At 39.5% G+C, this 23,832-nt stretch carries 14 protein-coding genes; 10 read left to right on the top strand and 4 right to left on the bottom strand.

The window, feature by feature from the left end; genetic code table 11:
* Positions 1-64 precede the first annotated feature (64 nt).
* The 6 genes from ACQY77_RS21720 (at position 65) to asnS (ending at position 7,793) form a co-directional block, all read left to right on the top strand.
* On the top strand, positions 65-424 hold the full coding sequence (locus ACQY77_RS21720; RefSeq protein WP_421940223.1) for a hypothetical protein: 360 nt from the start codon (positions 65-67) through the stop codon (positions 422-424).
* Between the two features lie 212 nt (positions 425-636).
* On the top strand, positions 637-1,164 hold the full coding sequence (locus ACQY77_RS21715; RefSeq protein WP_421940224.1) for a ferritin: 528 nt from the start codon (positions 637-639) through the stop codon (positions 1,162-1,164).
* Between the two features lie 1,593 nt (positions 1,165-2,757).
* Positions 2,758-4,206, top strand: a complete 1,449-nt coding sequence (locus ACQY77_RS21710; RefSeq protein ID WP_421940225.1) for a circularly permuted type 2 ATP-grasp protein — start codon at positions 2,758-2,760, stop codon at positions 4,204-4,206.
* 9 nt (positions 4,207-4,215) lie between these two features.
* Entirely contained in the window at positions 4,216-5,151 is a 936-nt protein-coding gene (locus ACQY77_RS21705; protein ID WP_421940226.1) for an alpha-E domain-containing protein, read from the top strand.
* A 42-nt stretch (positions 5,152-5,193) separates the two neighbouring features.
* The gene (locus ACQY77_RS21700) at positions 5,194-6,183 is read left to right on the top strand and encodes a transglutaminase family protein (RefSeq protein WP_421940227.1); all 990 of its coding nucleotides are present in this window, start codon (positions 5,194-5,196) and stop codon (positions 6,181-6,183) included.
* A gap of 161 nt (positions 6,184-6,344) precedes the next feature.
* Positions 6,345-7,793 carry an asparagine--tRNA ligase gene (gene asnS / locus ACQY77_RS21695; RefSeq protein ID WP_421940228.1) on the top strand — a complete coding sequence of 483 codons (1,449 nt, stop codon included), beginning with the start codon at positions 6,345-6,347 and terminating at the stop codon, positions 7,791-7,793.
* An 88-nt stretch (positions 7,794-7,881) separates the two neighbouring features.
* Here asnS and ACQY77_RS21690 read toward each other — a convergent pair whose 3' ends face one another.
* Positions 7,882-9,543, bottom strand: coding sequence for an FMN-binding glutamate synthase family protein (locus ACQY77_RS21690; RefSeq protein WP_421940229.1), 1,662 nt, complete (start codon positions 9,541-9,543; stop codon positions 7,882-7,884).
* Between the two features lie 72 nt (positions 9,544-9,615).
* On the opposite strand from ACQY77_RS21690, the gene ACQY77_RS21685 reads away from it, so the two are divergent.
* From ACQY77_RS21685 to nhaA, 4 genes are all read left to right on the top strand, one after another.
* A complete protein-coding gene (locus ACQY77_RS21685) occupies positions 9,616-10,236 on the top strand; it encodes an L-threonylcarbamoyladenylate synthase (protein WP_421940230.1) in 621 nt (206 codons plus the stop codon).
* Positions 10,237-10,477: 241 nt separating this feature from the next.
* On the top strand, positions 10,478-15,544 hold the full coding sequence (locus ACQY77_RS21680; RefSeq protein WP_421940231.1) for a lamin tail domain-containing protein: 5,067 nt from the start codon (positions 10,478-10,480) through the stop codon (positions 15,542-15,544).
* A 4-nt stretch (positions 15,545-15,548) separates the two neighbouring features.
* Complete coding sequence (locus tag ACQY77_RS21675) at positions 15,549-16,469, top strand: PorP/SprF family type IX secretion system membrane protein (protein ID WP_421940232.1); 921 nt, start codon at positions 15,549-15,551, stop codon at positions 16,467-16,469.
* Positions 16,470-16,724: 255 nt separating this feature from the next.
* The gene (gene nhaA / locus ACQY77_RS21670) at positions 16,725-17,885 is read left to right on the top strand and encodes a Na+/H+ antiporter NhaA (RefSeq protein WP_421940233.1); all 1,161 of its coding nucleotides are present in this window, start codon (positions 16,725-16,727) and stop codon (positions 17,883-17,885) included.
* Positions 17,886-17,998: 113 nt separating this feature from the next.
* Here the strand turns inward: nhaA and ACQY77_RS21665 are convergent, their stop codons facing one another.
* Genes ACQY77_RS21665 through ACQY77_RS21655 form a run of 3 tightly spaced genes read right to left on the bottom strand, consistent with a single transcriptional unit; the run spans position 17,999 to position 23,793 of the window.
* Positions 17,999-19,408 carry a TolC family protein gene (locus tag ACQY77_RS21665; protein ID WP_421940234.1) on the bottom strand — a complete coding sequence of 470 codons (1,410 nt, stop codon included), beginning with the start codon at positions 19,406-19,408 and terminating at the stop codon, positions 17,999-18,001.
* Positions 19,395-22,580, bottom strand: a complete 3,186-nt coding sequence (locus tag ACQY77_RS21660) for an efflux RND transporter permease subunit (protein ID WP_421940235.1) — start codon at positions 22,578-22,580, stop codon at positions 19,395-19,397. The genes ACQY77_RS21665 and ACQY77_RS21660 overlap by 14 nt, the downstream gene beginning before the upstream one ends.
* A 10-nt stretch (positions 22,581-22,590) precedes the next feature.
* On the bottom strand, positions 22,591-23,793 hold the full coding sequence (locus tag ACQY77_RS21655) for an efflux RND transporter periplasmic adaptor subunit (RefSeq protein ID WP_421940236.1): 1,203 nt from the start codon (positions 23,791-23,793) through the stop codon (positions 22,591-22,593).
* Positions 23,794-23,832: the final 39 nt, after the last annotated feature.

Raw genomic sequence — 23,832 nt, 5'->3', positions numbered from 1 at the left:
ACTATAAATATTTATTTTCATTTTTATTTGTATTTAATCTAAATAATGCCAATTTTTGCAAGCGATGGAAAAAGCCTGTATTGATCTGAACGAATTAATTAATGTATTCTCAAATGCACATGGAGCTGTTTATCAATCAGATAGACTAAATTGCTTCTATGTTGATTTTGGAGGAAAATTTGCCAGATACAACTGTTTGTCACTTCAAAAACTGAAAAGGGCTGTAGAAAACATCGATATTGAAGATTTGCTGCTTAATACACACCGTGCCGATTTCGAATTGGTAACATTTAATGGTTGTGAGCACATCTATCTTTTAAGTGCATTAGAAATTGTAGCCCTTAAAGATTTACTTCAAGGTACCTTCACCATGTTTAAGCTGAATCATATGATCAGCGATTGCTTATATAGATTAGTGGTTTAAAATCGCAACAGGAAACTTATTGAGTTAAACATCAATGATCATATCTCCACACTCCTGCCCCAGGTTTCCTGCATCCTATCTAAAGCATCCTTATTTAAACTTATTATAAATACCTACTTACCAGCAATTTAGACTAATTTCATATAGCAAATAAATCACACATTATGCTGATTTAGGTGTTACCTTTGTATTATCATTTAAGCAAAGTAATTATGAAAGATTTAATGCGTATAAAATGTTTAATCTCTCAGGAGATCGAAACACTTTTAAATCAACAGATTAAAAAAGAGGCTCACTCTTCATCACTATATTTATCTATGGCATCTTGGTGTAACCAAAATGGTTTCGACTATTCTTCAGATTATTTCACTAAACAATCGGAAGAAGAAAGGATTCACCAAATGAAATTATTCAAGTATGTATTAGACATGGGTGGAAATGCAATCTCTCCAGAAATCACCAATATCAAAACCGAGTTTGGAAGTTTCAGAGAAGTTTTTGAAGATGCACTGGAAGCTGAAATTGCAATCACACAGAGTTTCAAAAACATTGCTGCAAGATGTCATAAAGAAATGGATTTTGTAACTATGGAATTCTTGAACTGGTTCTTGAAAGAGCAACGTGAAGAGGAATACAAAGCAAGAAGAGCGCTGGAATTGTTCGACGTAATTGGTGAAGAAGGCACCGGAAGATGGGAAATCGATAAACACGTGAACAAAATCACTTATTCTGAAGAATAAAACAACAAAACATATCATTAACTAAGGCTATCCTAAAATTTTAGGGTAGCTTTTTTTTTGAGATAGCTTTTCCCCCCTGAAGGATAGCAAGCGCTAAAGCCTTATGCTGCGTAAAGTTTAGGCATTCAAACATGTAACCCGCAACACATTTTACCACAGAGCGCACAGAGAATTCACGAAGTTCACAGAGCTGGATGCACAAAACAGGAGACACATGGCAAGACTTAGGCATCCAAACACGTAGCTTGTAACACACAACCTACAACACATTTACCACAGAGCGCACAGAGAATTCACGAAGCTCACAGAGCTGTATGCACAAAACAGGAGACACATGGCAAGGCTTAAGCATCCAAACACGTAGCTTGTAACACACAACCCACAACACATTTACCACAGAGCGCACAGAGAATTCACGAAGTTCACAGAGCTGGATGCACTAAACAGGGACACACGACAAGACTTAGGCATCCAAACACGTAACCTACAACACATTTTACCACAGAGCGCACAGAGAATTCACGAAGTTCACAGAGCTGGATTCACAAAACAGGAGACACACGACAAGACTTAGGCATCCAAACACGTAACTTGTAACACACAAACTACAACACATTTACCACAGAGCGCACAGAGAATTCATGAAGCTCACAGAGCTGGATGCACAAAACAGGAGACACATGGCAAGGCTTAAGCATCCAAACACGTAGCTTGTAACACACAACACATTTACCACAGAGCGCACAGAGAATTCACGAAGTTCACAGAGCTGGATTCACAAAACAGGAGACACATGGCAAGGCTTAGGCATCCAAACACGTAGCTTGTAACACACAACCCACAACACATTTACCACAGAGCGCACAGAGAATGCACGAAGTTCACAGAGCTGGATTCACAAAACAGGAGACACACGACAAGACTTAGGCATCCAAACACGTAACTTGTAACACACAACCTACAACACATTTACCACAGAGAATGCACGAAGTTCACAGAGCTGGATGCACAAAACAGGAGACACATGGCAAGGCTTAAGCATCCAAACACGTAGCTTGTAACACACAACCCACAACACATTTACCACAGAGCGCACAGAGAATTCACGAAGTTCACAGAGCTGGATGCACTAAACAGGGACACATGGCAAGGCTTAAGCATCCAAACACGTAACCTGCAACACACAACACGCAACACATTGGGATTTTCGAAAAGAAGTACAGACAAAAATTCAAGAGTTATTAAAATAAAAAAGCTTCCAGGATAGGAAGCTTTTAAGTTTAGGTTGGTTTGGTTTATGTTGATTATGAATAAGTCTTTTAATTTTTATAAAAAAAGCGCCGTTGCCAGCGCTCTTTTTAAACCAAATATATAATAATAATTAACGAGCATTACAAAAGTACAAACTTTAACGATAAATCCAATTTTTTTGAACAAAAAATTAAAATATTTTAATAAAAAACTAAAAAACACACAAAAACAATAAGCATAATAACAATAAACTACTATAAAATATCATTTTATATACTTTTTATCATATTTAAATTAGTTTTTTAAGTTAAAAATCATAATTTAAAGAAATTTTAAAGCAAAATGATAGATAATTTTATTAAAAACTACCTCAATCATCCCCAAACTTATGATGAAATGTTTCTAAACAGTAATAATTATCGAGATCATTACCAGAATTTCATCAAAAACTTTTCCAAGGAGTCATTAGAAAACTTAAACAAGAAAGAAGAACTGGCCAGGAAACTCTTCATGAGCCAGGGAATTACTTTCACTGTTTACGACAGTGGCGAGGGTATCGAAAAAATATTTCCTTTTGATATCATTCCCAGAATTATCACCGCTAATGAATGGTCTTTTATAGAAAAAGGAATAAAACAACGTTTAAAGGCGTTAAATCTTTTCTTAAAAGATGTTTACAGTAATCAATTCATCATCAAAGATCAGATTGTACCCATTCATGTGATCTATTCTTGTCCGCATTTTTTAAGAGAAATGCACAATGTGAATGTACTGCACGATATCTATATTCATATCGCGGGCATTGATCTCATCAGGGATCATGACGGAACGTTTTACGTTCTGGAGGATAATTTACGCACACCTTCTGGTGTAAGTTACATGCTCGAAAACAGAGAAATTACGAAAAGGCTTTTTCCTGACCTTATTCCGCAATGCAGCGTTAGGAGTGTTACAGAATACCCCGCTATACTCTATAAGAATTTAATGGCTTTATCTCCCAGGGCGGTATCCAATCCTACAATTGTGCTGCTGAGTCCGGGCATGTACAACTCTGCCTATTACGAACATACCACATTAGCACGTTTAATGGGAGTCGAATTGGTTGAGGGACGTGATTTAGTGGTAAAAAACCAGAAGGTTTTCATGAAGACTACTACCGGACTTCAACAGGTGGACGTCATTTATCGGCGCGTGGATGATGATTACATTGATCCTTTAGTATTTAATCCCAGCAGTGTATTGGGAGTAGCGGGAATTATGGGCGCATATCGCAAAGGCAATGTGGCCATTGTAAATGCTGTTGGAAATGGTGTTGCAGATGATAAAGCTGTATACACTTATGTACCCGATATGATCCGGTATTACCTGAATGAGGAACCAATCTTAAAAAACGTTCCAACCTATCAACTCAGCAACCCTGATGAACTGGAGTATGTTTTTGCTAACATTAACAAAATGGTGATCAAAAAAACCAATGGTAGTGGTGGCTATGGTATGCTGATGGGACATTCGGCATCCGAACAGGAAACAGAAGAATATAAAATAGAAATACTTAAAGACCCACGTAATTTCATTGCCCAACCTACCATTAGTCTTTCTTCAGCCCCATGTTTTATTAACGGACAGCTTGCACCACGAAGAATTGATTTGCGGCCTTTTGCATTAAATGGTCCTGACGGCATTTCGATTGTACCTGGAGGTTTAACGCGAGTAGCTTTAAAAGAAGGCTCATTAGTTGTAAACAGTTCGCAAGGCGGAGGCAGTAAAGATACCTGGGTTTTAACTTCTTAGAATAAAAATATGTTAAGTAGAGTAGCATCTAGCCTTTATTGGCTAAGCAGATATGTGGAGCGTAGCGATGGTATGTTACGCATGTTAAAAATAAATTACGCATCATCACAAGATACCATACAAGAATTTACATGGAAACCAATCATCAGCATTTTCTCTGCTGATGACGAAACCGAATTGCTGAAAATCCAACATGATAGCAGGGCGGTCATTGAATATTTATTATTTAATAAAGATAATCCCAATTCGATACTAAACATCATCACCCTGGCAAGAGAAAATGCCAGAAGCGTTCAGGAACATATTCCGAAAGATTTATGGCAGTGTTTAAATGAATACTACCATACCATGAAAGATGAAAAAATCCTTTGGTATGTTCAAAAAGACGATCCGATAACCGCGCTTGATATTTTAATTAAACAAATAATGCTTTATCACGGAACCGCAGATAGTGCAATGGAACGCGGAGAAAGCCGGAGTTTCATGAGAATAGGGAAACACCTCGAACGGAGCATCCAGTCTATTGACATATTAGACATTAAATTCAGCTCGGTTAGCAGTAATCCTGATTTACTAACTGATATAGCCTACTGGAAACATTTACTACTTTCATTAGGTGGCTATGAGTTATACTTAAAAACCTATCGGCAAGGTTTTGACGCCAAGAATATTATTGAGTTAGTTATGTTGAATAATGACTTTCCAAGATCTGCTCTTTATTCTATGAACAACATTGAACGTTACTTTATACGTTTAAAAAGCGAAAACAACCTGGAACATTACAATAACCTTTCCTTTAAGATTGGAAGATTAAAAAGTATGATCACCTATAGCTCGGTAAATACAATGGCCGAAGAAGAACTTCACAGGTATCTTACCGAAATACGGTCAGAGCTTTATGGAATCGGTAATCTTTTAAATGAGTATTATTTTGCCAACTCATAAGAAGGTAGCCTGATCAATTTATTAATAATATATAACAGCACCATGCCCATATTTAAAATAAAACATATCACCAACTATAAATATGAAACGCCTGTTCGAGACAGCGCGAATCAGATTATTCTTTTCCCAATAAAGGATGACTTTCAAAAAGTAATAAAACACGACCTTAATATTTCCGGTAGCCCTGAGATTGAGATTTTTATTGATTACTATGGAAATGAAGTCGGCACATTTACACAAAACGAACCCCATACTCAACTGAAAATATTTTCCAAAGTAAGTGTAGAAACTTTTCAAAAACCCTTACCTCAGGACGATATGTTCAGCAGTGAGCAATGGAATAGTTTACAGTCTGTCAGATACGAAGTACCTTACATCGATTACCTTCGGCAAGAAGGTTTCAAAGGCATTGATCAGCTTAAGGAAACTGCCCTAAACATTAAGAACACCGAGGACACCCCATATCAAACAGCTATAAAATATTGCGCCTATGTTTTCAACAGCTTCGAGTACATTAAGGGAATCACTGCTGTTGACACTACAATTGATGAAATACTATCCTTAAAAGCAGGTGTTTGCCAGGATTTTGCACACATTTTAACCGCAATGCTTAGATTAACGGGTATTCCTGCACGATATGTTAGCGGTTACATCTGTCCCAATAAAGATGGTATGCGTGGTGAGGGAGCAACTCATGCCTGGGCAGAAGCCTATTTACCCGAGTATGGCTGGCTGGGTTTAGATCCTACCAACAATTGCATAGCCAACGAAAATCATGTGAGATTGGCAGTTGGCCGCAATTTCACAGATTGTTCTCCAGTAAAAGGGGTATATAAAGGTGGTTTTGAACATGTTTTAGAAGTAAATGTATCTGTAGGTTATAATGATGACGATTTTAATGACAATGAGCATTATTTTAAACCAACGGAAATAAATTACAGCAAACCCTCTAACCCGCTCAGTAGCGCACCATCCAAAAACAGTTACCAACAATATATGGAAGCCATTCAGCAACAACAGCAGCAGCAATAGTTTTCAGTTGGCAGTTTTCAGTTGGCAGTTTTCAGTTGGCAATTATCGGTTCGCAGTTTTCAGTTGGTGGATAATGGATTTTTCAAAGCTTATTTAAAATCGAAAACTGCCAACTGAATTGTTTATTTTTTGCTAAATTTGCGCCTTTTATAATTAATAATATGATTAAGAGACAGCAAATTAAAGATTTATTAAAATCGACAGCATTTAACACAGAAGTAACGGTTATGGGATGGGTTAAAACATTCCGTAATAATCAGTTTATCGCTTTAAATGATGGATCTTGCATGAGCAATATCCAGGTTGTGGTTGATTTTAATAATTTACCTGAGGAGCTGTTAAAAAGAATCACCACCGGAGCGGCTATTTCTGCAACCGGGCAATTGGTAGAATCGCTTGGAAAAGGACAATCAGTAGAAATTAAAGCTACCTCAGTAGAGATTCTGGGTGATAGTGACCCTGAAAAATTCCCTTTACAACCTAAAAAACACAGTTTAGAATTTTTACGTGAAATTGCTCACTTGCGTTTCCGCACGAATACGTTCAATGCCGTTTTCAAAGTAAGACATGCATTGGCTTTCGCCATTCATCAGTTCTACAATGAGCGTGGCTTTGTTTACATGCATACACCCGTAATTACGGCAAGTGATGCAGAGGGTGCCGGAGAGATGTTCAAAGTAACCGCATTAGATTTTGACAATACGCCACGTACTGAAGATGGTAAAGTGGATTTTTCTGCAGACTTCTTTGGCCGCGCTACTAATCTAACCGTATCTGGTCAGTTAGAAGGCGAATTAGCAGCCATGGCTTTTGGAAAAATTTATACATTTGGTCCGACTTTCAGAGCTGAAAACTCGAACACTACCCGTCACCTCGCTGAATTCTGGATGATTGAACCTGAAGTTGCATTCGCCGACTTAGAAGATAACATGCAGTTAGCGGAGGACATGATGAAGTATGTAATTAAATATGCTTTAGATAACTGCAAAGAGGAATTAGAATTTTTAAACAGCCGTTTAGCTGAAGAAGACAAACAAAAACCTCAGAATGAGCGTAGCGAGTTTACTTTATTAGAGAAATTGGATTTTTGCTTAGCGAATGATTTTGAGCGTTTAACTTATACAGAGGCAATTAGCATCTTAAAATCATCTAAGCCTAACCAGAAAAAACAATTCAAATATTTAATTGATGAGTGGGGAGCTGATTTACAAAGTGAGCACGAACGTTACTTAGTAGAAAAACACTTTAAAAAACCAGTTATCTTAACTGATTACCCTGCAGATATTAAGTCTTTCTACATGCGTCAGAACGAGCCGGATGCAGCAGGAAGACAAACAGTTGCAGCGATGGACATCTTGTTCCCGGGTATCGGAGAGATGATTGGTGGGTCTCAACGTGAAGAGCGTTTAGATCGTTTAACCAAGAGAATGGATGATCTAGGTATTCCCCAAGATGAATTGTGGTGGTATTTAGATACCCGAAGATTTGGCTCAGCGCCGCACTCAGGTTTTGGTTTAGGTTTCGAACGTTTAGTTTTATTCGTTACCGGAATGACCAATATCAGAGATGTTATTGCTTTCCCACGTTTCCCTAAAAACGCGGAGTTTTAAATAAACAGCCTTACAATTCGGCTAGAATATATAAAGCCATCTAAACGATTTTAGATGGCTTTTTTTATGGGTTGAATTAAATTACCAATTACTGTCCTTCTTCATGTATAGTATCTGAATAAGGATTAGCATGTGCATAATCGATTGCCGAAACCTTATAATCAGTAGGTGCAAAGCTTTCTGACGTACTCAATGCCATCCCCAATTCAAAACGCACCGGATACGGTGTTTTAAGTAAACTTCCTGCCGGGATATAAGGGAAACTCTCTAAGTAAGATTGCATTACACTTGGACTTAAACGCCTGTTGATATAAGCCCGGCTTAACTGATTCGGTTCTCTTAATCCGGCTGCACCCAAAAGTTCTACAGCACTGGCTACAGTGAGGTTATGAAAGTTTTTTACCCGTACTTTTTTATCATCAACCACTAAGCCTTTCATTAAACTAGGATCTTGGGTAGCCACCCCAGTTGGGCAAGTATTACTATTACATTCTAATGCCTGAATACAACCTAAAGCAAACATCATTCCACGCGCAGCATTACACATGTCAGCGCCTAAAGCAATATTTTTAACCAAATCGAAACCTGTAGCCACCTTTCCTGATGCGATGATTTTTATGTGTTTCTTTAAATCAAAGCCTACCAATACATCATACACAAAGGCCACCGCCTCACGTAGAGGCATTCCTACAGAGTTTGAAAATTCTTGTGGTGCTGCCCCGGTCCCGCCTTCTCCCCCATCAACAGTAATGAAGTCAGGGTAAATTTTCGTAGCAATCATCGCTTTACAAATGGCGTAAAATTCCGATCTTCTTCCAATACAAAGCTTAAAACCTACAGGTTTTCCTTCAGAGAGTTCTCTTAGTTTCTTCACAAATAACAAAAGCTCCATTGGAGTAGAGAACACAGAGTGTGCCGGAGGAGAAAGTACATCTTTACCTTCTGGCACCAAGCGGATACGCGCTACTTCAGGCGTTACCTTTTTCGCTGGCAACATCCCTCCATGTCCTGGTTTTGCTCCTTGTGACAACTTGACCTCGATCATCTTCACCTGATCGGTCTTTGCTCTTTCTGCATAAGCATCGTAGTTAAAGGTACCATCAGCATTTCTGCATCCAAAATACCCTGTACCAATTTGCCAGATTAAATCGCCTCCTGGCTGACGATGGTAGTCACTTATTCCCCCCTCTCCAGTGTTATGCGCAAAGTTACCGAGTTTAGCGCCACCGTTTAAAGCTAAAATGGCATTCTGACTCAAAGAGCCAAAACTCATTGCAGAAATATTATAAATACTGGCAGAATATGGCTTTTTACAATCGGGACCACCTACCAATACCCGGGGATCCGAATTTAATTCATGATGAGAAATAGCCGCAATACTATGGCTTAACCATTCGTAACCATTATCATAAACGTTAAGCTGAGTTCCGAACGGGATGGTATCGTTATCAAGCTTCGCCCTTTGATAGATCAGTGAACGATTTAATCTATTATAAGGCGTTCCATTGGTATCGCTTTCTACGAAATACTGATAAACCTTGGGCCTTAAGTCTTCCATAAAATACCGTAAACGCCCGAATACAGGATAATTGCGAACAATGCTATGTTTAGGTTGAGTAAGATCATAAATACCTAAAATCACAATTGGGCCTGTAAAAATAAACAACCACCATAGCGGTGGGTAAGTGAGGCCCAACATAACAGTTAGGGTTACTAAAAATGCGGCAATGGCGATAAAAGCTTTTCTCATGTTCTGTCAGTTAATACTACAAAGATTACGGATTATTAAACAACTGGCATCATAATTTTGTTATTTTTACCTATGCTAATTAAGATTTATCCAGAGAATCCCAACGAACGTGCCATTGAACAAGTGGTTGAAGTACTAAAAAAAGGTGGTTTAGTGATCTACCCTACCGATACCATTTATGGTTTAGGTTGCGACATTACCAATCCGAAAGCCATTGAAAAGATTTGCCGTATTCGGGGAATTAAACCTGAAAAAGCTAATTTTTCTTTCATTTGCCATGATTTAAAGCACATCTCTGATTACATCAAGCCAATCGACAACACTACATTCAGGGTACTCAAAAAAGCTTTACCCGGCCCCTTTACTTTTATCTTTAATGCGAACAATAACGTACCCAAGCTTTTAAGCTCCAACAAGAAAACGGTTGGTATCAGGGTGCCCGACAACAACATCGCCAGGTGCATCGTTAAAGAACTGGGGAATCCAATTTTATCAACTTCCATTAAAGACGATGATGAACTGATCGAATATTCGACTGACCCTGAACTGATTCATGAAAAATACGAAGATTTGGTAGATTTAGTAATTGATGGTGGGTATGGAGATAACGAAGCATCAACTGTTATAGATTGTACCAATGGGGAATTTGAGATTATTCGTGAAGGTAAGGGAGATATTGAAGAGTATCTTTAACCCATGGTCTGTTAACCTATGTTTTGTTAACCCATATTTTGTTAACCCATGGTCTGTGGCGCACAGACCATTTCAAATTATTCATATAGAGCCCCATCCCACTGGTGTGTGCCCCTGGGGCACACAACGATACAAATCTCAATTTATTACCTGTATTTTTCCACATTCAGTCAAATTAACATTAAGTTAATCTGAAAATGAGGTTTTTGCATATACATTTGTTTCAAACTTAACAGATTATATGAAAAGACATTTACTTCTCATTCTATTATTCTTTGTTTCCCATCAACTTTTCGCTCAAATCGCTTCTTGGGATTTCACAGGACAAAATCAACTCGCTACTTCAACTGCAAACAGTTTCGACCCCGGTTTAACCGCAGCCCCTGTATTAAGCCGAGGAAATACTGCAGGTGCCAGCGCAGGTGCAAATTCTTTCAGAACAACTGGGTTTCAAAACAATGGGATTGCACTAACGAATACCGATTATTTTGAAATATCCTTCACGGCTTCAACGGGCAAGAAAATTTCCTTATCTGCTATTGACACAAAATTTGCAGGCACTGCAACCTTTTATGCAGCTCCAGGAGTAAGTTCACAGTTTGCCTATAGCTTAGATGGCACAAATTTCACCCTGATTGGATCGCCAACATTAATTTTGGCCAGTAACCTGACTTCTGCTCCAGGCATTAGTTTAAGTGGAATCCCTGCTTTACAAAATGTTGCAGAAGGAATAACCATAACTTTGAGGTACTATGCCAGCGGGCAAACCAGCACCGGAGGCTGGGGATTTAACTCCGCTTCTGCAGGGACAAATGGTTTAGTAATTAGCGGAACTGTGGCCAATGCCAACGCCACTCAACCCTCGCTTACTGCAACTTCTACCAGTTTAGATTTCGGAAACCAAACTATTGGTACTACTTCTGCTGTTCAATCTTATACTTTAAGCGTTACTAACTTAACCAATAATGTAAATTTAATAACTAGTGCACCATTTTCGATTTCTAAAGACAACGTTACTTTCAGTACATCAATTACTTATACATCAGCAGAACTGGCGACCAGCAAAACCGTTTATGCACGTTTCAATCCAACAACACCAACTACCTCAAATGACAATATTTTACATGTGAGTACCGGCGCTTCTAATTTAAATGTAGCCTTAACCGGAACAGGTATCACTCCACCTGCACATGTAGTTATTTCTGAAGTTTATGGTGGAGGTGGCAATTCTGGTGCAAGCTATAAAAATGATTTTATTGAATTGTATAACCCAACCAATGCTGCTGTTGATTTAACAGGCTGGAGTATACAATACAATAGTGCTGCAGGCACAGCTGCCTGGCAAAAAACTGATTTAACCGGCAGTATTCCGGCTAAAGGCTACTACTTAATTCAACAAGCTGTGGGTGCAGGAGGAACAGTAAATCTACCTACACCAGATGCAATTGGTACTTTAGCACTTTCGGGAACTACAGGTAAAGTAATTTTAAGCAGTTCTAATGTCGCTTTAACAGGAGCAAATCCAGCAAGCGCAACGGTAATCGATAAAGTAGGCTTCGGACCCACCGCAACAGGTTTTGAAACCGCACCAACACCATTAATATCGAATACAACTTCCATTGAAAGAAAAGCGAGCGCAACCTCTACTGCTGCTACTTTAGCTGTTGGTGGATCAGAAGAATTCGCTGGTAATGGCTACGATACCGACAACAACAGTGCAGATTTTGTGATAACAGCTCCCAATCCGCAAAACAGCGCTATAAAAGAACCAACCGGAGTTAACCATCTGGTCATTTCTGAAGTTTATGGAGCAGGTGGTAATACTGGTTCTGTTTACAGAAATGATTTTATTGAAATTTACAATCCCACTACTGCCACCGTTAATTTAACAGGCTGGTCTGTTCAATATGCCAGTGCAGCGGGAACTTCATGGCAGGTAACACCTTTATCTGGCAGCATTGCGCCCAAAAGTTTCTACCTGATTCAGCAAGCTGCCGGATCAGCTGGAACTACTGACCTGCCTACTCCTGACAAGACAGGAACTATTTCAATGGCTGGTGGTGCAGGTAAAGTTTTACTGGCTAATGTGGCTACTGCTCAATCTGGAACATTGCCCACAGGAACACAGATTATTGATTTAGTAGGCTACGGAACTACTGCAGTTGGTTTTGAAGGTACAGGTCCTGCGCCAGTGCCAACAGCAACATTTTCGGTAGAACGTAAAGCAAGTGCCACCTCAACGGCAACGACACTTGGGGTTGGCGGAAGCGAAGAATTCGCTGGAAATGGTTACGATACCGATGATAATGCTGTTGATTTTGTAAGCAAAACTGCCAACCCGCAGAATTCATCCGTTACAGAACCCGTTTCAACCAACGGGCCGTTCTTAAAAGTTACACCCATATCACTGGCTTTTAATAACCAAGCCATTAACACTACATCAACTGCAAAAACATACATTTTATCAGGTGGTAATTTGACTGCGGCAACTACCTTAGCAGTAACAGGTCCATTTACTATTTCGAAAGATAACGTAACATACGCTACCTCGTTGAGCTTTACAGCGACTGATTTAACTTCAAATCAAACTGTTTATGTGAAGTTTAACCCTACTGCTAAAGGTAACATAACCGGAGCTGTTTTACACTCCAGCGCAGGTGCAACTGCTGTAAGTTTAGCTTTATCAGGACCAGCAATAGATCCCAACCAAACTGCTTTCAATTTCGAGAATTGTACAACAGTTGGTAGTTCAGCGCTATCCGATGGCTTTTATCAATACAGTGTTACGGGCGCGCAAACCTGGGGCTGTACCACAACTTTTGGGCACGATGCCAGTGATGCAACAGGAGCAGGAAGTGCAGGAAATGCATTGCAGATTAATGGTTTTTCGGGTGGAAATATCCAAAATGAAGACTGGTTAATTTCTCCGGCTTTGAATTTAGCCAGTATGAATTATGCGATTCTTTCTTTCTGGACCAGATCGGCATTTGCCGGAGATAAGTTACAGTTAAAAATCTCTACCAACTACACTGGCTCAGGTGATCCCGCGCTCGCCACCTGGATCAGTATTGATGGCAAATTCCCTGAAACTGCGAGCGACAAATGGACAAAATCAGACCATATAGACTTAACTGCTTACAAAGCTACACCCCTTTATATTGCCATAGTTTACAATTCAACTACCAGCGCGGCAAGCCGCTGGACGCTAGATGATTTGGAGGTTAGGAATTCAAGTACTCCTCCTGCAGTAGATATCACGGTATCACCATCCAGTATTAATTTCGCTTTCCAGGCTGTAAATACAACTTCGGCAGAAAGTACCTTCGGTTTTTCAGCAGGTAACCTAACCGGCGATGTTACAGTTACAGCACCAGCAAACTTTAGTATCTCAAAAACGAGTGGAGGTACCTTTGCCAATACATTAACCTATACCAAAGCAGATATTAATAATACTTCTACTAAGGTATATGCGAAATTTAGTCCTGCAACCGTAAACACTACTTATACAGGTAATGTAACCATTACAACATCCGGTTCTGCCAATAAAACTGTTGCACTATCGGGTAATACCTTCGATGTTGCCAATACCCTTGAAGTAGTAAACTGGAATATAGAATGGTTTGGAAGCCCGGCACAAGATCCTTCTAACGATGCTTTACAGGCTTCCAATGTGGGTACCATTGTTAGTAACCTAAAAGCAGATATTTATGGTTTTGCTGAAGTTGTAGATACTACTTTATTTAGAAATACAGTATTACCTGCCGGCTATGGTGTTGTGTTTAGTGAATTCGGCTCTTATGCAGATGATAAGGCGGACATTGATTATCCTTTATCACAAAAGTTAGCTTTCATGTATCGCACTGATCTCATTAAACCGATTAAAACGCTTGGAATTTTAAGAGACACCTACAATCCGGCTGTACCTGCAACTGCTGCAGATGGAACACCTTATAAAAACTGGTCATCAGGGCGCTTCCCTTATATGTTGCAGGCAGAAGTGAAGATCAATAATAAAGTAGATACTGTTTACTTTATCGAGATTCACGCCAAAGCCAATACAGGTACACCAGCAGAACAGGTAGATTCTTACAACAGAAGAAAAGGTGGTAACCTGCAAATGAAAAACTGGATAGATGCTAATCTGGCTGGGAAAAAAGTAATTATACTGGGTGATTTTAATGATGTTTTAGATGCAGATAAAACCATCGCCCCAATGCCTGCTGGAACCGGAACATCTTATTCAGATTTCACCAAAGACGTGACTAATTATTTCCCGATTACATTACCGTTGAGTTTAGCTGGAAAGCAATCTACCGCAGGTTTTAATACCGTAATTGATAATGTGATTATTTCTAAAGACTTAAATAAAAACTATATTCCGGCATCAGCTGAAGTACTGGATGCTGTTAAAAATCTCGTTACCAACTACAGTTCTACCACAACTGATCACTACCCTATTAAATCCCGGTATTTATTTGGAAATGGTGCACCGACATTGGCTAACATGGCTAATCAGACCATCTGCTATACCAATACGAATCAAACTGTAGCTGTGACAGGTATTTCAGCTGGTCCTGAAAGTGTACAAACCACAACGCTTGCTGTTAGTTCTGATAATCCTGGCCTTTTTGATCAGCTATCCATTGTCGCTAACGGTGCAGATAAAGCTACAATTACTTATCACTTAAAAAATAACATGAGTGCGGTTGCCAATATTACAGTAACGGTTACAGATAATGGCGGAACGGATTTTGGCGGGGTAAATACGACAAGCAAAAGCTTTAAACTAACGGTTAATGCCTTGCCAACGATCAATATCAGCAGTAATAATGGTCTATCTGTTTCCAAAGGCGAGGCTTTGATCCTAACGGCTTCGGGCGGAACGCAATATAGCTGGACAGGAAACGACATCAGCAATGGACAGAATACAACTGCAATAACCATCAGGCCAAAGCAAAGCGGTATTTACAAGGTAACGGTAACTAATGCTAATGGTTGTACAACTGATCAAAGCATCAATATTACTGTAGTAGACGATTACAAATTAGAAGCTGGTACTGTGATTACCCCTAATGGAGATGGGATCAATGATAAATTCATCATTAAAAACCTGGATTACTATCCCAACAATACCCTGAAGATTTTCGATAAGGCGGGAAGAGTACTCTATACTAAACAAAGCTACAGCAACGATTGGGATGGAATGATTAATGGCAGTCCATTATCAGAAGGCACCTACTATTACATACTGGATATGGGAACGGGTATCAGCACATTTAAAGGTTATATCAACATCATCAGAGACTAATTACATGAAAATATTTATCAACAACATCAAGCAAATTAGTCGTGTAGCCACCTTTTTTGCCACAACAACATTATTTTTGAACGCAGCTAAGGCGCAGATTCTGCCGTTAAATGCACAATATTTCCAAAATCGCTATCTGGTTAACCCTTCAATGGCAGGTATCAATGAAGGTTTCAATATCAACGGAGGTTTCCGAAAGCAATGGTCAAATATTCCAGGCGCACCGATTACGCAGAGTATTACACTGGATCAGCAGCTTAACAAAGTGGGATGGGGTGTAAACTTTTACAACGAAAAATCGGGTGGTATTCAGCGTACTAAGGCTGTAGGAACTTTCGCTTATCACCTACCCTTAAATAACGAGGATCAACAGCTAAACTTTGGTGTTTCTTTTGGTGCAAGCCAGGATCGACTGGATTTTGGAAGTGTAAAAAATAGCGATATTAACGATCCTTCCATTGCACGCTTTAACGACAGGGGCTATTATTTTGATGGAGATTTTGGTATTTCATATACATCCAATGGTTTAAATGTAGAAGGCGCAATTCCGAATATGCGTTCTGTTTTTAGAAACGATGATCAAAATTTTGCGGATAAACCAACCTTCTACTCAGCAGTAGGCTATAAATTTAATATTAGCTCCGGAATTAACGCAGTAAGTTTAGAACCTAAAGCCGTTTTCAGGGGCATAAAAAATTACGACAATTTATGGGATGCCGGCTTGAATGCCAACTTCGCCAACGACAAATTATACCTGATGGGAATGTATCATAGCACACAGAACGCTACCTTCGGAGTAGGGATGAACTATAAATCTACCTTATACTTTATGGCTTACTATAATACTGCTACCTCTGCAATTAGTGGTTATACGGATGGTGATTTTGAAGTGAATATCCGCCTGAATATTGGTAAAGCGAAGTAGTTATTGAAGGATGGAAAATTGAAGGATTGAATGAGGGAATGAGTGTGTGAATGAATGAGGGATTAAGCTGCTACAGTTACCATTCTATCATACACGCATTCAAAATTCAATTATTTCTCATAACAGAAGTTGAATGAGAGAATGAGTAAGGCTATTTGTCATTCTGAACACAGTGAAGAGTCTGGTAATATGAATTTAGCACTGCCATATTAATGACTAGCATGCTTTCAAAACTCAATCACTATCTTTACCCCAATGGCTAAAATTATCAACCTGGAAACTTTCAAACAATTTTTTCGTTCTGGTCAGATCGGTGGTTTTTTATTACTGATTTGCGTAGCCATCTCTTTACTCCTGGCAAACACGGCCTCAAAGGATGGTTTTAATGTATTCTTAGAAACCAAGATCGGGTTTGGCCCAATCAATTACAGCATTTTAGCCTGGATTAACGATGCGTTGATGGCTATATTTTTCCTGTTGGTGGGATTAGAAATTAAACGCGAGTTGGTAGAAGGAGAACTTTCTTCTGTTAAAAGTGCTTCATTACCGGTAATCGCTGCTTTAGGTGGAATGTTAGTGCCCGCCTTGATTTATGCAGCCATTAATACGGGGAAAAGTACTGATTCGGGTTGGGGCATTCCCATGGCTACCGATATTGCTTTTGCTTTGGCAATCATAGCGCTGTTGGGCAAAAATGTACCGGCAAGTTTAAAGATATTTTTAGCTGCACTAGCCATTGTAGATGACCTTGGAGCGATCCTGGTAATTGCTGTTTTTTATACCAGCCAAATCCACTTTGACTACCTGCTCATGGCAACGGGAGTATTATTGGTTTTAAGTCTGATGAATTATTTTGGCATTAAGCACCTGGTCTTTTATCTTATTCCGGGAATTTTTCTCTGGTACTTTATTCACCATTCAGGTATACATGCCACCATTGCGGGCGTATTATTGGCTTTTACCATTCCAACAAACGAAACAGATATCGAATCTCCCTTAGAAAAATTGGAACATGCTTTAACAGTACCCGTTAACTATTTAATTATGCCCATTTTCGCTTTGGCTAATACCAATATTTCCTTTGAAAAGGGAATGATTGCCGGGTTATTTTCCCCCTTGGGACTAGGAATTATTGTGGGGCTGTTTGTAGGAAAAACTGTTGGCGTGACTTTTTTTAGCTGGCTCGCTGTAAAGCTAAAATGGGCAACACTGCCATCAGGAGCCGGTTGGAAACATATTTTGGGTTTGGGTATGTTAGCCGGAATCGGTTTTACCATGTCAATTTTTATTGCCCTGCTTTCTTTTACCGATAGTCAATATGTTTCAGAAGCAAAATTTGCAATCTTAACAGCATCAATTTTATCGGGCATAATTGGTTTTACTTTCCTGAAATCGATAAAATCAAAAACTGCGTAAAATAAAGAAGATGGAAAATATCAGCAGGAAATCACTGCCTCATTTTCCATCATCCCATCATTCAATAATTGAGTCATTCAATCATTCAATCACTTTATCATTCTATCATTAACTTACTGCCATCCACCGCCTAAAGAACGGTACAAACCAACCACTGCATTGAGTTGTTCTGTTTTAATTGCAGCCAGTTCCAATTCGCTTTGTAAAAGGTTACCCTGAGCAGTAATCACTTCTAAATAACTGGCCATTCCGCTTTTAAACAGCAAACTTGCATTTTTTGTAGCCTGCTGTAAGGTTTGTGCTCTTTTCTCGGCCAAAGTATACTGACTTTTTAATTTCTCTACTTTAGTCAGCTCATCAGAAACCTCTCCTACAGCATTTAATACAGACTGCCTGAATTGGATTACCGTTTTTTCGCGATCTATCTTGGCCAACTCATAATTTGCCTTTAATTGTCCACGCTGAAAAATTGGTTGGGTAATCCCTCCTCCTACAACTCCAAATAAAGAAGCAGGCACATTAAACCAATTGCTTGCTTTAAATGAATTTACACCACCACTTGCAGTAATTACCAACGATGGATAAAGGCTGGCTTTAGCAACTCCTACTCTGGCATTGGCAACATTCAACGCTAACTCAGCTACTTTGATGTCAGGACGTCTGCTTAACATTTTTGAAGGAAAGCCTGCATTCAGTTCCTGAGGAATAGCAATCTTATCCAAACGATTATCCCTGCTGATTGCCTGTGGCAAAGTACCAATTAAAACACTTAAAGCATTCTCTTGCAAAGCAACATTCTGCTCCAGTCTGGGCACCAACTGGGCAGCCACTAACTGCTGTGCTTCAGCCTGTTGTACGGCTAAAGAAGTAGCCTGGCCAGCACTGAATTGTAAATTAATAATCCTCAGGGTGCTGTCATTTAATTTCAGGTTTTTCTTTGCGATTTCGAGCTGTGCATCCATCATAAGCAGGTTGTAATAACCTTGTGCTACGTTGGCAACTAAACGGGTTTGAATCGCTTTTCGTGCTTCCTGAGTTTGCAAGTAGCTCGCTAAAGCCCCCGCTTTCTGGTTGCGGATTTTACCCCAAATATCGGCTTCCCAGCTTAGGCCAAGGTTAGCACTGTAATCTTCTATGTGCTTTTGCCCTGTAAACTGGCTTAAACTCAATCCGTTTAAACTGTTATCAGATGGGCGGCTGCTATTGGCAGCCACCTGTAATTTCAAATCAGGCAAATAGCCCAATTTAGATTGTTTAAACAATACATCCGCAGCATCGATATTTTTCAACGCAATCTGCATATCTACATTCTTTACCAATGCGGTATCTATCAAACCTTGAACTGTTGGATCGGTAATAAAAGTTTTCAGGGATAAATCTCCAACGCTGGATGAATCTCTGTAAATGATATTTCTAAACATTTGAGGTGCGATCCCAATAGGTGTTGCAACATCTTTAGAAACTGAACATCCGCTCCAAACTATCGCCAGGAGTAAGATGATATATAAATTAAACCGTTTCATAAACTACATGATTAATGGGTTCTTCATGAGGAATAACCACATTGCTTTTTTTAGATATTTTTTCTTGAAGAAACTGGAACACAATAAAGAGTACAGGAATCACAAACAATCCCAGGATTACGCCTGACACCATTCCTCCTGCTGCACCAATACTAATAGAATGGTTACCTTGCGCAGACGGGCCGGTAGCAATACTCATAGGGAATAAACCCACCACAAAAGCCAAGGATGTCATAATAATTGGACGTAACCTCAATTTGGCAGCTTCTAATGCCGCTGCTACCAATGGTTGCCCTCCTCTTCTTCGCTGTGCTGCAAACTCCACAATCAGAATCGCATTTTTGGCCAATAAACCAATCAACATGATTAAGGCTACCTGAACATAAATGTTATTTTCTATGCCAGTTAAGCCAATGGCGATAAATACACCAAAGATACCAGTTGGGATAGACAAAATTACGGCTAACGGAAGGATATAGCTTTCATATTGTGCGGCTAATAAGAAGTAAATAAATACTAAACACAATAAAAAGATAACCGTTGATTGCCCGCCAGAAGAGATTTCTTCTCTCGTTTGACCCGAAAACTCATAGCTGTATCCTGAAGGTAAATTTTTCTCTGCTACTTCTTCAATGGCTTTAATGGCATCACCAGAACTAAATCCGGGTTTCGGAATGGCATTTACCTGAATAGAATTGAACAAATTATATCTTGAAGCCGTTTCAGAACCATAAATACGGGTAAGTTTAACCAAAGTGTTAATCGGAACCATATCTCCCTGCTTATTTTTAACAAATACGCGATCAATAGAAGAAGGATCTGTCCTGTCCTGAACATCTGCCTGAACCACTACCCTGTAATATTTACCAAAACGGTTAAAATCAGATGCCTGGGCACTACCAAAATAGGTTTGCATGGTTTGCAGGATATCTTTTACATCTACGCCCAGCTGATCGGCTTTTTCATCGTTAACCTCCAATTGTAATTGTGGGTAATCTGCTTTGAAACTGGTAAAGGCCACTGCAATCTCCGGACGTTTCATCAGTTCTCCGATAAAGTTCTGAGAGATACCGCTGAACTTATCAAGCTTACCACCCGTTTTATCCTGAAGCACCAAATCAAGTGCCTCTACATTACTAAATCCTGGTACTGTAGGGAAACTGAACACGAAGAAACTACCGCCCGAGATTTTACCCAATTCACCTCGAACCACGTTCATGATATCATTGATATCTTTCACTTTTCCTCTCTCTTCTGTTGGTTTCAACAAAACGAAAACTACTGCTGAAGACGGACTGGTAGAATTGGTTAATAGGTTAAATCCTGAAATCGCGGTTACAAAACGAGAAGCATCCAATTTTTTTAAGGTATTTTCAGCATCAGTCATTACTTTAGAAGTTCCATCTAATGACGTGCCTGAAGGCGTATTCACCGCAATGGCGATAAAGCCCTGATCTTCTGTTGGGATAAAGCCCGATGGTGTTTTCTTCACCATCCAGATTGTTAATACGGTAATCAATGCCAAACCGCCTAAACTCACCCATTTGTGACGCACCAAGAATTTAAGTCCACCTACATAACGGTTAGTTAACGCATTAAAACTACTGTTAAAGCCACGGAAGAATTTCTGTTTAAAGCCTTGTTTTTCTTCTGTCTGGTGATGATCGGCATGATTATCTTTCAAAAATAAAGCAGCCAATGCCGGGCTCAACGTTAAAGCGTTTACCGCTGAAATTACAATTGCGATGGCCATGGTGAAAGCAAACTGTCTGTAAAACACACCAGTTGAACCTTCCATGAAGCCTACAGGCAAGAACACTGCGGCCATAACTAAAGTAATGGAAATAATGGCACCTGTGATCTCATGCATGGCCTCTGTTGTAGCCACCTTAGGAGACAATTTTTTATGTTCCATTTTGGCATGCACAGCCTCTACCACCACAATCGCATCATCCACCACAATACCGATAGCCAGAATTAAAGCGAAAAGTGTTAAAAGGTTAATTGAGAAACCAAACAACTGCATGAAGAAGAAAGTACCCAAAATCGCTACCGGAACCGCAATGGCAGGGATTAATGTAGATCTAAAATCCTGAAGGAAAATAAACACCACAATGAACACCAATATAAATGCCTCTACCAAGGTATGCTCTACTTGTTCAATAGACTGATCTAAAGCGACTTTAGTGCTGTAGAAAATATTGTGTTTAATTCCTGAAGGGAAATCTTTAGCCGACTTCTCCATCAACTTATTGATGGCAATCTGAATATCGTTAGAGTTTGATCCAGCCAACTGGATAATACCAATTACCACCCCTTTTTTTCCATTCAAACGGGTTAAGCTGTTGTATGAATATGCGCCCAGTTCTACTCTGGCTACATCTTTTAATCGCAACACCGAGCCGTCTGCATTAGAACGGATGGCAATGTTTTCATACTCTTCAGGCTTGGTAAGCTTGCCTTTATATTTAATTACGTACTCGAAAACTTCTTTACTGCGCTCCCCAAATTTACCTGGCGCGGCTTCCAAACTTTTATCCTGAATAGCGCGCATAACTTCGTTTGGTGCAATTTTATGGGTAGCCATTTGCGTTGGGTTAAGCCATACCCTCATTGAGTAATCTTTAACACCACCAAAAATACTTGCCGAACCTACACCTGGGATCCTTTTGATTTCAGGGATAATGTTAATCTGAGCATAGTTGGCCACAAAAGTCTGGTCGTATTTCGATTCATCATCGGTGTACATACCAATGGCCATAATGAAGTTATTCTGTTGCTTCGCGGTGATAATACCTTGTTGTACTACCTCAGCAGGCAATTGACTGGTAGCCTGTGCCACCCTATTCTGAACGTTAACCGCAGCCTGATCGGGATCTGTACCCAATTTAAAGAATACAGTAATGGCTAAAGATCCATCGTTACTGGCAGTAGAGCTCATGTAGCTCATATTTTCTACCCCGTTAATTGATTCTTCCAGAGAAGGTGCAACCGACCTTAACACCGTTTCAGCACTTGCTCCCGGGTAAACGGCCGTTACCAATACAGAGGGTGGAGCAATATCAGGAAATTGCTGAAGCGGCAATTTCGTTAAACCCAATACCCCCAGGATCACCAATAAAATGGAGATCACCGTAGCCAGTACGGGTCTTTGTATAAATATCTTAAACATGGTATTTCAATTATTTTTTAGAAATTAAATTGGCTGCTTTGTCGCTGGCCTTTTCTGGCTGGATTAACTGGCCTTCTTGCAAACGATCCATTCCGCTTAATACAATCTGATCTCCGGCCTTAACACCATCTTTGATCAGGTAGTTGGTTCCACTTTTACCAATAACAGTGATCGGCAATTTGCTCACCTTATTGTCCTTGTTCATGGTGAAAACAAAAACTTTATCCTGCATTTCTACCGTTGCAGATTGTGGGACTAAAATGGCATCATCATGTTTTAAACCTAAGCGTATTTTTCCGGTGTTACCTGAACGTAATACACCATTTGCATTAGGAAAACTCGCTCTTAATGTAATGGCACCCGTGTTTTTATCGAACTGTCCGTCAATCATATCTATTCTTCCTTTAACAGGATAAGCAGAATTATCGGCCAATAAAAGTTCCACAGCAGGAAGGTTTTTAATCCTATCTGCAGGAGTTTTTCCAGGGTATTTCGCATTGAAACTATTGAAGTCATTTTCTCCCAAAGAGAAGTAAACATGTACTTCATGGATATCAGACAACTGAGTTAAAGCCGTTTGATCTGTTGGTGATACTAAACTTCCTTGTTTCTTAGGAATACGGCCAATATAGCCGCTAACCGTTGCTTTTACATTGGTATAACCTAAATTGATCTGAGCTGATGCAACATTCGCCTTAGCTTGCTCGGCATTTGCCTGAGCAATTTTATATGCAGCTTTCGCCGATTTCAACTGATAATCAGAAACTACTTTATTTTGAACCAGGGGAGTTAACTTATCAATTTCGAGTTGAGCATTTAAAATAGCTGCTTCTGCTGCATGTAAGCTGGCCTTTGCGTTATTCAAAGCTTCGCGAAAAGGGTTATCATTAATTTTAAATAAGGTTTGTCCCGCCTGAACATAAGCACCTTCGTTTACTAAAACATTTTGCAGGTATCCGCTAACCTGTGGACGAACATCTATATCTACTGCACCCTGAATTGCGGCAGGATACTCAATAAAGGTAGTCTCAGTTTGTTCGGCAATTAAACTAACCGGAAGTACAGGTGGCGGTGGAGCTGCTGCCGCCTGCTCTTGTTTAGGTTTACAACCATTTAATAATATGAATAGAAGGGCGAAAATTAAAACGTACCTAACAATGATAAACTGTTTAACACTGTTAAATAACAAATACAAGCGATGTAGAGATTTCATATGGATTAAAATTAAATTGGATTTATAGTGTATAAATAA

Source organism: Pedobacter sp., assembly GCF_965279535.1.
In the GTDB taxonomy this organism is placed as follows: Bacteria; Bacteroidota; Bacteroidia; order Sphingobacteriales; family Sphingobacteriaceae; genus Pedobacter.
Note: the sequence above shows the minus strand (reverse complement) of the source record. Positions and strands in the feature narration are given on the sequence as shown.